Below are 12,354 nucleotides of genomic sequence, written 5' to 3'. Positions count from 1 at the left end.
TTTTAGTGGGCCGCCGCCCCTGCAACGCCGAGGTGGCGCTCGAGGACCGACGGGTCGGCCTTCAGCGCGGCGCTCGGGGCGTCGTGGACGATCGTTCCGCGCTCCAATATCACAACACGGTCGGCCAGCCCCAGAATCTTTTGGGCATTCTGCTCGACGATGATCGAGCAGATGCCGCCCGCCCGCGTGATGGTCCCGATCGCCTTCAAGAGCTCCTCGACGATGATGGGGGCAAGGCCCTCGGTCGGCTCGTCCAGGAGAAGCACTTTGGGATTGAGGGTCAGCGCGCGGCCGATTGCCAGCATCTGCTGCTCGCCGCCGGAGAGCTGGTTGCCAAAATTGCTCCGCCGCTCCTTCAGCCGCGGGAACATCTCGTAGACCCTTTCGACGGTCCAGGGACCGGGCTGGGCCACTGCGGACATGTTCTCCTCCACCGTGAGCGAGCGGAAGATGTTGCGCTCCTGCGGCACCCAGCCGATCCCGGAGCGCGCCCGTTGGTCGGGCCGCAAGGTCGTGACGTCGGTACCGGCGAGCCTGACAGTTCCGGAGAAGCGACGGGTGACGCCGACGATCGAGTTGATCAGCGTGGTCTTGCCGGTACCGTTGCGCCCCAACAGCGCCAGCACCTGGCCTTCGGCGAGACGCAGGGACATGTTCGGCAGCACCACTGCCTCGCCGTAACCGGCGCGAAGCGAGTCGATCGCGAGCAGGTCAGACATTGACCGCCTCCTCGCCGAGATAGACCGCCTTGACCTGCGGGTCGCGCGCGACCTGTTCGGGCGGGCCTTCGGTGAGCAGCGCGCCGGAGACCAGGACAGAGATGCGGTCGGCGAAGGAGAACACGAGGTCCATGTCGTGCTCGATCAGCAGCACGGTGACGTCGCGCGGCAGGCTGCCGACGACGGCGAGAATGTCGTGGCGCTCGCTCTCGGGCACGCCGGCGGCGGGCTCGTCCAGCAGCAGCACGCGCGGCTTGGCGGCGATCGCGACCGCGATCTCGAGCAGGCGCTGCTTGCCGTAAGGCAGCGTCACCGTCTGTTCGTTCATGACGTCGAGCAGGTGGAAGCGCGTCAGGAGGTCGGCGATCTCGCCGTTGACGTCGCTGCGCGTGCCCATCCGCCGCCACCAGTCGCCGCCATGGCCGAGGCGCTCGGAGACAGCGAGACCGATGGTCTCAAGCGGAGTCAGGTCGGGATAGAGCTGGTTGATCTGGAAGGTGCGCGACAGGCCGCGCAACACGCGCTTGTGCACGGGCAGATCCGTGACGTCCTGGCCTTCGAGCAGGATGCGGCCCGAGTTCGGCTTGAGCACGCCGGTGAGCTGGTTGATCACCGTGGTCTTGCCGGCGCCGTTGGGGCCGATCAGCGCGTGGCGGGCGCCTTGTTCGATTTTTAGCGACAAGTCGCGGGTGACGCGCAGACCGCCGAACTGCTTTTCGAGATTCTGGGTTTCGAGCACGATGGTCATGCGTCGCTCTCCGGCACGGCGACGACGGCCTTGCGCCCCGCTATCTGCCTGATGACCAGATTGGGCACATACAGCATCCAGCGATGCAGGCGCTGGCGGCCGACCAGGACGATCACGACCAGCACGAGGCCGATCCAGAACTGCCAGTATTGCGGAGTGATGGTCGAGAACAATTCCTGCAGCATGCGGAACAGCACCGCGCCAATCAGCCCGCCGTAGAGATAGCCGGTGCCGCCGATCACGAGCACAAGCATCAGGTCCGCCGAGCGCTCGAAGGCGAACACATCGAGCGAGGCGATCGCGGTAGTCTGGGTGAACAGCGCGCCTGCGATGCCGGCATAGAACGCCGCGAGCGTGTAGATCGCAATCAAGCGGCGGTTGACGGGGATGCCGATCGCGGCCGCGCGCAGCGGATTGTTCTTGATCGCGCGCAATGACAGCCCGAACGGGGAATGCACGACCCGGCGGGCGAAAAGGAACAACAGGAACAGAACGGTGAGCGAATAGAAGAAGCCGGTCTTGCCGAACATGTCGAACGGAATCTCACCGAAGATCGGCTGCATCTCGATACCCTGCAGGCCGTCGGTGCCGCCGGTGATGCTGGAGAAGCGTTCGGCCAGCGCCTCAAGCAACAACGCGATGCCGAGCGTCACCATCAGCCGCGTCAGGTCGACGCCGCGGATCACCAGGAAACTGGTGGCGAAGCCGAGCACCATCGCGACAATGCCGGCGACGACAAGCGCAAGCACGGGCTCGTTGATGATCCCGTGCAGCGCAAGAAGCCCCGCCGCGTACGCGCCGACGCCGAAGAAGGCGGCATGGCCGAGCGAGACGATGCCGGCGTAGCCGAGGATCAGATCGAGCGACATCGCAAACAGCGCGAGCCGCAGGATATCCGTCATGATCAAGTAGCGCGAGGGAAATACGAAGCCGCAGGCCAGCACGATCAGCCAGAAAGCGGCCTCGCCATAGTGCCAGCGTGCCTGGCGCTGGGCGTGATAGCCGACGTCGGAGGAGGCGCTCATCGGCGAACTCAACGCGCGGCCGTGCGGCCGAACAGACCGTTCGGGCGCCAGATCAGGATCACGATCATCATGGTGTAGATCACGAAAGGTCCCATCTTCGGCACGTAATATTTGCCGGCGACGTCGCCGATGCCGAGCAGCAGCGAGGCCAGAAACGGGCCGGTGATGGAGGATGAGCCGCCGACGGTGACCACGATCAGGAAGTAGATCATGAACTTCAGCGGAAAGTACGGGTCGAGGCCGAGGATCTCGGCGCTCAGCGCGCCGCCGAGACCGGCCAGGCCGCAGCCAAAAGCAAATGTGAAGGCGAACACCTGCGGCACGTTGATGCCGAGGCCGCTCGCGGCGCGGGGATCGTCGACCGCGGCGCGCAGGCGGCTGCCGAACCGCGTCTTGGCCAGCACCATTTGGAGACCGATGGTGAGCAGCCCGCAGATCACGATGATCATCAGCCGGTAGCGGCCGATGCCAACGCCGAACAGGTCGAACTGACCCTGGAGCGCCGCCGGCAGGTTGATGAAGACCCGCGACGAGCCCTGGATGTAGTCGACGGCCGCGACCGACATGAACGTGAGGCCGATCGTGAACAGCACCTGGTCGAGATGGCTGCGCGCATAGAGGTGTCGGTACAACGTGCGCTCGAGCACGATGCCGATCGCAGCGGAGGAGACGAATGCAAGCGGCAATGCCGCGAAGAATGGCCAGCCCATCCGGTTGACCAGCACCATGCAGACATAGCCACCGGCCATGGCGAAGGCGCCATGGGCGAGGTTGACGAAGTTCATCAAGCCGAGCGTAACCGCGAGCCCGCAAGCCAGCACGAACAGCAGCATGCCGTAGGCGACGCCATCGAACAGGTTGGTGAGGATTGAGGTCATCGTCTCAGCTTGGCGTTATCGTCATGGCCGGGCTTGTCGCGGTCATCCCCGTTCTTGGTTCGGTTCTCGCGTGGATGCCGGGGTCAAGCTCGGGCATGACGAGAGTGGAGGGCGAGATCCCCGATGTGCGCTAATGCGCGCGCCGGGATGGCGCACTTTCGTGCGTCACTTCTTGGTCTTGCCGAGATCCTTGACGGCTTCGAAGGTCGCGAACTCGACGTTGTAGAGCTCGCCGTCGACCTTCTCGACCTTCCGGATGTAGATGTTCTGCACGATGTCGCGGGTCTCGGGGTCGATCGAGATCGGGCCGCGCGGGCTCTCCCACTTCTGGCCCTTCATCGCTTCAACCAGCTTGGTGCCGTCGGTGTCGCCATTGGTCTTCTTCAGCGCTTCGTAGATCAGGTGAATGCCGTCATAGCCACTCACCGCCATGAAGCCCGGCCGGTTTCCGTAGGCCTTCTTGTAGGCCGCGACGAAATCCTTGTTCATCTGCGAGGGATGCGCCGCGGAATAGAGGTGAGCGGTGACCGTGCCCAGCACGGCGTCGCCCATGTTGTTGAGGAGATCGTCGTCGGTCACGTCGCCCGGTCCGATCACCTTGATGCCGGCCTTGTCGAGCCCGCGTTCGGCATACTGCTTCATGAAGTTACCGCCCTGGCCGGCCGGCACGAACACGAAGATCGCGTCAGGCTTGGCATCCTTCATACGCTGGAGGAACGGTGCGAAATCAGGATTTGCAAGCGGCGTTTTGACCTCTTCGACCACTTCGCCGCCACCGGCGGTGAAGTTCTGCTTGAAGAAGTTGAGCGCGTCATTACCCGGCGCGTAGTCCGAGGTCAGCGTCGCCACCTTCTTGATGCCGTTTTTCACCGCCCAGTCGGCGATGATGGTGGAGGACTGCGCCAGCGTGAAGCTGGTGCGCACGATATAGGGCGAGCGCTCGGTGATGATGGAGGTGCCCGCTGCCATCACGACCTCCGGGATCTTGGCTTGCGTGGCCAGCGGCGCCGCCGCGAGCGCGGCCGGCGTCACGCCGAAGCCGGCGATGAAATGGACCTTGTCGTTGACGATCAGCTCCTGCGCGGCGGTCTTGGTCTTGTCGGGAATCGCAGCATCGTCCTTGAGGATGATCTCGATTTTCTTGCCGGCGACGGTGTCGCCCTTCTGCTGCATGTAGAGCTTGATCGCGTTCTCGATCTGCTTGCCAGTCGAAGCCTGGCCGCCGGTCATCGGCAGGATCAGGCCGACCTTGACGCTGTCCTCGGCCTTGGCCGGAGCGACGGCCACGAGGCCCGCGATGGCGGCAGCTGCCGCGGCCCAAGCAGTCTTATGAGACAGTTTTTTGCGTTCGAACATCAGATGTCCCTCCCCTTCATTCCTGATCTCTTGTGCGCCGGACCGAGTGCCCGATCCTTGCCTTACGTCTAGCTCACGCACGCGTGATGTCGCGCGCAACATGGCGTCTTTCGCGCCCTTATTGTCAATCGGACGTTTGGCGACCATTCGGCGCAAGCCGAGCGTTCCGATTGCCGACGGCAGAAGCGATATCGGGTCACGTCCGGGTACCGCCGGCATCATGATTGCGCTCGCTTTCATTTGTACGATTGTACAAATGAAATGGACCTGTCAACAAAAAAGCCTCTTTGCTGATCAAGCCACTTTGTCGCAAACCCTTGCCGCAGTCTAGAAACGCTCCCAGCCGGGTGGATGGAGGATTTCGTCTTTTGTTTGCAGAATTTGAACATCGGCAAGGCTTGGGTCGGTACACTCCGGTATCGAATTACCTACCTCGAATAAGCCTATTTTACCTTGTTGAAGGCTACTCTCCCGGCGACAGCCTGACCTGGCGTCCAACACGACTGACCTCACCTCTGTACAATGGGTACAATGCCCAGATCCTTCGGTTCCCTCCTGATCCTCCTCGCGCTCTCCGCGGGCCTGTCCGGCTGCGGCACCGTCAACGAAAAGCTCTCCTCCGGCATGGGCGACTACGTCCCGCAATGGGCCGGCGGCTTGCCGGCGGACGCCCCGCCGCGGGCGGGCACGCCGCAATACGATGCCTACATGAAGGAGCGCGAGCGCAGGCGACTGATGCCGGCGGCGGATCGCGAAAAGGAAGAGCAGGCGCAGAAGGGCGCAACGGGCTCGGCGTCCGGCACCGCGGTGCGCTAGTCGCGCCCCCTCGCCGCTTGCGGCGAGCGTAGCAAATCAATCCACGAACACCACGGTCTTGCGGCCATTGAGGATGACGCGGTCGTTGAGATGGTAGCGGATCGCGCGCGCCAGCACGCGGCGCTCGATGTCGCGGCCCTTTCGGACGAGATCCTCAGGCGTGTCGCGATGGCTGATGCGCTCGACGTCCTGGTCGATGATCGGGCCCTCGTCGAGGTCGCGCGTGACGTAATGCGCGGTGGCGCCGATCAGCTTGACGCCACGCTCATGGGCCTGGTGATAGGGTTTTGCGCCCTTGAAACCCGGCAGGAACGAGTGGTGGATGTTGATGCAGCGTCCCGACAGACTTGCCGAGAGATCGTCGGACAATATCTGCATATAGCGGGCGAGCACGACGAGATCCGTCCCCGTCCCGGCGACGAGATCGAGGATCTGCGCTTCCTGCTCGCGCTTGGTCTCTTTCGTAACAGGCAGATAGTGGAACGGAACCCCGCCGAAATCGAGCCCGTCATAGACCTCCCGCGGATGATTGGAGACGATTGCGGCCAAAGTCATCGGCAGCTCGCCGGTGCGCCAGCGATAGAGGATGTCGACCAGGCAGTGATCGGACTTCGACACCAGCAGCATCACCTTGCGATGCGCAGCCCGATCGCGCATCTGCCATTTCATGCCGAAACGCTCGGCGATCGCGGCAAAGCCAGTCTGGAGCGCCGACAGCTCCACGGCGAGATCGGCAGCGGTGAACACCACCCGCATGAAGAACTTGTTGGTCTCGATATCGTCGAACTGTTGGGCGTCGAGGATGTTCTGTCCGGAATTCGCCAGGAAGGTCGACACCGCCGAGACGATGCCGGGACGATCCGGACAGGACAGGGTCAGGACATATTGATGATCTGGCATGGGCCTTGATGAAGGTTTGGGCAGCGGCTGCGGAACGACCCGCGATTTGCGCCCTGCTCTATCACCGCCCCCACCTTGCGCCAATCCCGACCGTGGAGTCAGGATGAACGCACGATTGCTTTGACTAACCGGAGTAGGCTCATGGCCGACCGCTTGAACGGCACCCGCATCCTGATCCTGGAAACGCGCGAGGAGGCGCAGTTTTCGAAGCTGCTGGCCGAGCAAGGCGCCGAGGTCGTGCAATGCCCGATGTTCACCATCCAGGATGCACCGGACCCCGCCCCGGTCGAGGCCTGGATCCGCCGCGCCATCGACAGACCCTTCGACGATCTCGTGCTGATGACCGGCGAAGGGCTGCGGCGGATCATGAAGCTCGCCGTCGCACGAGGCCTCGATCAGGCCCTCGTGGCGGCGCTTGCCAGATCGCGAAAATTCACCCGCGGCCCGAAGCCTGGCAAGGCACTGCGCGAAGTCGGGCTCGAGGCGCAGCAGACCACGGAAAAGCCGACCACCGAGGGCGTGATCGAGATGCTCGGCAAGCTCGATTTGAAGGGGCACCGCCTCGGCCTTCAGCTCTATCCCGACAAGGATCACAGCGCGCTGACCGGTGCGCTGTCGGCGCAAGGTGCCGAAGTCGATACCGTGCTGCCTTATGCCTATGACACCAAGGCAGCGGACGCCAACATCGTCGCCGCCATTGATGACATGGCCGAAGGGCGGATCGATTCCATCGCGCTGACCAATCTCGGCCAGGTCCGACGGCTGATCGAAGCTGCGAGAGCCCACGGCAGCGAGGCGAAGCTGCGCGCGGGCCTCGAGCGGACGCTGATCGCGTCGGTCGGACCGGCGGTCTCGGGCGAGCTCACCGCGCATGGTTTGCGCACGGACGTCTCGCCGGTGGAAGACCACTATTTCATGCGCCCGCTGATCTCGGCGATGGCGGCAGCATTGGTGGACAAGCGGCCGAAGGTGGCGGAATGATCGCCTGACGCGGTGCCTAGCTTGCCATCTGCGAGGCGGCCGACATCAGCTCCTGCGGGCTCGGCGCGGCAAACATGCGATGGCCGCCTTCGGGCACCTCGGTAAAGCTCCAGCGCACAACACCCTCGCGGTCGAGCAGAAACTGCCCGAAGAGCTGGCCCTGGCCGGTTGCCGCCATGCGCTGATCGGCTTCCGTTATCTCATAGCCGTCCTTGTTATTGAGGTACTCCGCGGCCGCGGGCCGGTTCATCGGGCCGGGCAATTCGCCGGGCATGTCGACTTGCATGCTCATGACCACGTTCATGCCGACCTTGTGCGGCCACTCGGTCTCGTTCTCCGTGAACTCGAGATTGGGCAGGCCGAACGCGCGGTGCGAGAGCCGCTCGGGATCGGACGCAGCGAGCAGGTTGGGCAACGGATGGTAACGGAAATAGAGTCGCGCGCGCTCGATCGGCGTGTTGACCACCGTGAGACTTTCGACGCCTTTCTCGTGCAAGGCGGCATCAAGTTGCGCCTGTGCCGCGATATGGCGGCGGCAGAACGGGCAATGCAGCCCCCGATACAGGCCCACCAATATCGGGCTTTGTCCGCGAAAGTCTTCGAGCGCGATCTTTCCGTCGCGTGTGATCGCGTCCAGCACGACGTTCGGTGCACGATCGCCCGGTTGAAGTGGTCCCTCGACGTGACGTTCAGACATGATGGCACTCCTTCACATGATCTAGTCAAGAAACGGCAGTACGATCAGCCCTGCGGGATCAAGCCCGTGCCGCGTGCAGACGTCCTGTGCCAGCGCGAAATATCGCTCGGCCTCGGGCATGTCGCCTCGATCAAGGTTCAGCGTCGCAAGACCATCATAGCATGGAAACAGCTGCTGCGGCTCGCCGGTTTCGCTCGCCACCTCGATTGCCTCATTGTAGCAACGAGCAGCCAGATCGGGCCGGAAATGGCATTGATGGATTTGCCCGAGCACGATCAACGGCACGGAGAGATGCTCGCGCTGATCAAGCGCGCGGTCGATTTCGATCGCCTTTTCGGCGGCGGGCACCCCCTCCTCAGTACATTTGTCCGTGAAGGTGCAACAGGCAACAGCAAAATTGGCAAGAAGGCGCGCCTGGAACCCGAGATCGCCGATCCGACACGCGACATCGAGTCCGCGCCGGCAAACCTCCACGGCTTTCGCCGGGTCGACAATCGTGTAGAGCACACCCAGATTGGTGTAGCCGCGGCAGGCCACGTTGAGGAGCCCGGCGGCCTCGGCTGCTGCGACACTTTGCTCCACCTCGCGCACCGCCTCCTGGTGTCGGCCAAGCCGCGCCAGTGCCACCCCCTTGGTGTTGAGCGACTCTGCAATGGCGCGCGCCGCCTCGAATCCGACTTGCCTGTCGGCGTCCGCCGGTACGCTTCGGGCGTAGCCAAGCGCCTCGTCCGCCCATCTCGCGGCGGCCACGTGATCGCCCGTGCGAAACGAAAGACGGCCGCGCTCTTGCAGGAGGTGCGCCCACTCAACGGGCGCGTCGGTCCCTCCCAGCCGTTCGGCCGCCTCGGCATAATGCGCCTCTGCCTTGATCCGCTTGCCGGCGTCCCACAACAATCGGCCAAGCTTGCGGAGAATTCGCGCTTCGCCGATGCGGTCCTCCGCATTGCGATGACCTTCCAGCGCACTCTGGTAGTGCTCCTCAGCCGTGATCCTCCGGCCGGCCGCGGCACACAGCTCCGCGATCCGCTCGCAGAGGATCAGGCGTTCGGGCTCCCGTTCACCGCCGGCCAACAACACGGCGAGAGCCTGTTGGTAGAAGCGGATGGCATCGTCATTGGCGTAGGTCGCGCGGGCGCGATCGCCGGCCGCGCGCAGATAGCGCGCACCTTTCGGCTTGCTCGCGCTCAGGCTGAAATGATGTCCGAGCAGTATGAGGTCCTCGAGGCGCTCGGGCTCATTGCCATAGAGCCGCTGCAGCGCGGCACCAATCCGTCCATGGAGCTCGATCCGACGCTGCAAGAGCAGGTTTTGATAGATCACGTCCTGAAGCATGGTTTGCGTAAAGCGATAAGATCGCAGCGAGATCGAGTTCGCGCCCGCGACCTCCTCGACAATCTCGGCATCGCACAGAAGTTCGAGCCCCGCTTCCACCTTCGTCCGCTGCGATGCCATCGCACCGAGAAGAGCCGCATCGAAACGTGGGCCGATCACCGCGGCCTCCTGGGCCAAGCGGCGCACCTCATGCGGCAGCCGGTCCAGGCGCGCCAGTAACAGGGCCTGAATGCTTGCCGGTATATCGGCGGCGGCTTCATCTGACTTGATCCGCCACCGTGAGCCGTCACGCTCCAAGGCGCCAGCTTCGATGAGACCGCGGATGATTTCCTCAAAGAAGAGTGGATTGCCGCCCGCGCGCTCCAGGATTCGACTGAACAGATTTCCCGGCGGTTCACTCCAACCGTGGCTGAAGTAGGCCGCGAGCAGCTTTTGTCCGTCTGCATCACCAAGCGGAAGCAATCGAAGGGTTGTATGGCTGATCCGCCCCGAGCCGAACTGATCCAGTTCCAGCATAGGCCGATGCGTAAACAACAGCATCAGCCGCGTACGCTCCAGCCGGTCCATCAGGAACCGCAGCGCTTCAAGCGATACGGCATCGGCCCAGTGCAGATCCTCGACAATGATCAGGAGCGGCGACAGGACCAGGCGCCGTTCGAACACGGTACGAATCGCAAAGAATATCTGCCGCCGAAGCTGCTCGGGCTCGACGTGCTGCAGCGCGGCGTCCGGATCGCCGAGGCCGAGAACGTGGAAATAAAGGGGCATCAGGCGATCGGCCTCTTCGACCGCAAGGCCGAGCTCCGACAGTGCCGTCGCCAGCTTGGCCTGGGCCTCCGCCACGGTCGTCTTCTGCGCGATGCCGTAGGCGCTGCGCAGCACAGCGGCAAGGGTGCCATAGGACTGTTCGCCCAGCGGCGAGCAGACAGCGCGCCGGATCGCCACGCCGGCGAAACGGTCCTCATCGCGGGCGTGGGCAACGAATTCGTCCACCAAACGCGTTTTGCCGATGCCGGCTTCACCGACCAGCCGCACCAGCTGCGCCGCGCCGCCACACGCGAGATCAAGATTGTCGACTAGACGGGCGAGCTCGGCGTCGCGCCCAATCACCGGCGCACTCAAGCCCAGCGTATCGAGGCCGCGTGCCGCACGGGGCGTGTCGAGCGGTCCGTTCAAGCGATGGACCAGGACGCTGCCCATCTTGCCCTTCAGCGAGACCTCGCCAAGCGATTCATATGAGAATGCATGCCGCGTAAGACGGTAGGTCAGCGGCCCGACCAGCACCTCGCCCGTGGAAGCCATCGACTGCAATCGTTGAGCCGTATTCACCGTATCGCCCGTGACCGAGTAGGATTTGGCAACTCCAACACCCAGTCCGCCAGCAACCACGTGCCCGGTGTTGATGCCGACATGAAGCAGGAGCGGTGACCCGGCATACGCCTTTGCACGTTCGCTGAGTTGCGCCGTTCGGCCGATCATGTCGAGCGCGGCGCGGACGGCCCGCTCGGGGTCGTCTTCGTGCGCGGCCGGCGCTCCGAATAGCGCAAGCAGCGCGTCGCCGATGAATTTGTCCACGAAGCCGCCAAAGCTTTGCACCGCCGCCGTTAGCTCCTCGAACAATTCGTTCTGAAGCGCCTGCATGACTTCAGGATCGAGTCGCTCGCTCATCGTGGTGAAGCCGCTAAGGTCGGCAAACAGCACGGTAATGGTGCGGCGGTTGGCTTCGCTGTCGATCTTATCCGGCTGCGATCGAAACCCGTATTGGGCTTCCGCCGTCGGCGCCAGCGGTGCCGAGGACGCACTGGTCGGGACTGTCACGCGGCTGGCCCGCATTGATGCCTGCCCGCCGGACTTGGAGGCTTCACTGACGAGGGCGCCGCATTTCGGGCAGTACGCGAAATCCGGTGCGCACGCATAGCCGCAGCCGGGGCAGGCGTTCGGCTGCTTCGTGCCGCATTTCGGGCAGAAAGCAAAGCCGCTCTGAACCTCGGAACCGCAACAGGAGCAGTTCATGGGTCGAGACCCCGCGGGCGCCGCGATGGCGCAGCCTGCTGGACCCGCTCAGATGGGCCCAGGATCTCGGCAAGGATGGGCGCGTCGTGCCGGAAGAGCAAGCGATGGGTTTGCGGCGCTCGCAGTTGCGGCCGCGAACGCGGCTTCACTCCTCCCCGTACCCCCTTAGCCGTTCGATATCCAGAATAGTCACGCCCCCATATTCCAGCCGGAGCAAGCCCTCCTTCTCCAGCCGGTTCAGCGCGCGGTTGGCATTCTGGCGGGACATGCCGGAAAGCGCACCGATCTCTTCCTGGGTGATCTCCAGATGCGCGGTGGACTCCGGATAGAGGATCGGATTGAACAGGGAGGCGATGCTGCGGGCAAGCCGCGCAGTGGCATCCAGCGTGCGGTTGACCTCGAGCATACCGATGAACTGGCCGAGCCGTTCGTTGAGCTGGCGCACCAGGAAGCGGTTGAAGCCGACGCTGTTCTCGAACAGCCACATGAAGGCGCTGCGCTCCATCAGCGCAACACGGCTGTTGCGCAGCGCGACCACGTCGTAGCGGCGCGGCTCGTTCTTGAGCACGCTGCCCTCGCCGAACCAGGCCCCTGCCGTCAGCCCGGCAAGACTCGTCTCCTTGCCGTCGCGCGAGACCCCACCCATCCGGGCAAGGCCGAAGACCATGCCTGCCCAATAGTCGAACGTATCGCCGCGCATGAAGACGGTCTCGCCAGTGCCGTAGGACCGATCCGTGATCCCGGTACGAGCGACCTCGATCTCCGCTTGCGTGAGCTCGCGCGACCAGGCAGCGACGCGCTTCAGTTGATCCTCTGAAATCATGATCCCGAAGCCAGCCGCACCGCTCGTCACTCCTGTTCTGCTGCAACGCAGCATGACCCTTTCGAC

At 63.8% G+C, this 12,354-nt stretch carries 11 protein-coding genes; 2 read left to right on the top strand and 9 right to left on the bottom strand.

All coding sequences use genetic code 11. From position 1 onward, the window contains the following. Positions 1-2 precede the first annotated feature (2 nt). From IVB07_RS13115 to IVB07_RS13095, 5 genes are all read right to left on the bottom strand, one after another. Positions 3-719: an ABC transporter ATP-binding protein gene (locus IVB07_RS13115; protein WP_247361668.1), complete on the bottom strand. Its 717-nt coding sequence runs from the start codon at positions 717-719 to the stop codon at positions 3-5. After that, positions 712-1,467: an ABC transporter ATP-binding protein gene (locus IVB07_RS13110; RefSeq protein WP_085394522.1), complete on the bottom strand. Its 756-nt coding sequence runs from the start codon at positions 1,465-1,467 to the stop codon at positions 712-714. Before IVB07_RS13110 ends, IVB07_RS13115 begins: the two co-directional genes overlap by 8 nt. Next, positions 1,464-2,492 (bottom strand): branched-chain amino acid ABC transporter permease, encoded by a 1,029-nt coding sequence (locus IVB07_RS13105; protein WP_247767716.1) that lies wholly within the window; start codon positions 2,490-2,492, stop codon positions 1,464-1,466. Before IVB07_RS13105 ends, IVB07_RS13110 begins: the two co-directional genes overlap by 4 nt. 8 nt (positions 2,493-2,500) lie before the next feature. After that, entirely contained in the window at positions 2,501-3,370 is an 870-nt protein-coding gene (locus IVB07_RS13100) for a branched-chain amino acid ABC transporter permease (protein WP_007601971.1), read from the bottom strand. 165 nt (positions 3,371-3,535) lie between these two features. Then, positions 3,536-4,726, bottom strand: a complete 1,191-nt coding sequence (locus IVB07_RS13095) for an ABC transporter substrate-binding protein (protein WP_018457288.1) — start codon at positions 4,724-4,726, stop codon at positions 3,536-3,538. Between the two features lie 531 nt (positions 4,727-5,257). Here IVB07_RS13095 and IVB07_RS13090 point away from each other — a divergent pair. Next, entirely contained in the window at positions 5,258-5,542 is a 285-nt protein-coding gene (locus IVB07_RS13090; RefSeq protein WP_018457287.1) for a hypothetical protein, read from the top strand. Between the two features lie 36 nt (positions 5,543-5,578). Here the strand turns inward: IVB07_RS13090 and purU are convergent, their stop codons facing one another. Beyond that, positions 5,579-6,442, bottom strand: a complete 864-nt coding sequence (gene purU / locus IVB07_RS13085) for a formyltetrahydrofolate deformylase (protein WP_247392451.1) — start codon at positions 6,440-6,442, stop codon at positions 5,579-5,581. A gap of 141 nt (positions 6,443-6,583) precedes the next feature. Between purU and IVB07_RS13080 the strand changes: the two genes are divergently transcribed. After that, positions 6,584-7,423, top strand: coding sequence for a uroporphyrinogen-III synthase (locus tag IVB07_RS13080; RefSeq protein ID WP_247361658.1), 840 nt, complete (start codon positions 6,584-6,586; stop codon positions 7,421-7,423). Positions 7,424-7,439: 16 nt separating this feature from the next. On the opposite strand, the gene IVB07_RS13075 is transcribed toward IVB07_RS13080, so the two are convergent. The 3 genes from IVB07_RS13075 to IVB07_RS13065 form a co-directional block, all read right to left on the bottom strand. Beyond that, the gene (locus IVB07_RS13075; protein ID WP_085359998.1) at positions 7,440-8,120 is read right to left on the bottom strand and encodes a redoxin domain-containing protein; all 681 of its coding nucleotides are present in this window, start codon (positions 8,118-8,120) and stop codon (positions 7,440-7,442) included. Positions 8,121-8,141: 21 nt separating this feature from the next. Beyond that, positions 8,142-11,465, bottom strand: coding sequence for an adenylate/guanylate cyclase domain-containing protein (locus IVB07_RS13070; RefSeq protein ID WP_247406049.1), 3,324 nt, complete (start codon positions 11,463-11,465; stop codon positions 8,142-8,144). Between the two features lie 145 nt (positions 11,466-11,610). Next, positions 11,611-12,288, bottom strand: coding sequence for a Crp/Fnr family transcriptional regulator (locus IVB07_RS13065; RefSeq protein WP_247406046.1), 678 nt, complete (start codon positions 12,286-12,288; stop codon positions 11,611-11,613). Positions 12,289-12,354: the final 66 nt, after the last annotated feature.

It is taken from the genome of Bradyrhizobium sp. 172 (genome assembly GCF_023101065.1).
GTDB lineage: Bacteria > Pseudomonadota > Alphaproteobacteria > Rhizobiales > Xanthobacteraceae > Bradyrhizobium > Bradyrhizobium canariense_D.
The sequence above is the reverse complement of the archived record's forward strand: the minus strand, read 5'-3'. Positions and strand labels throughout refer to the sequence as shown.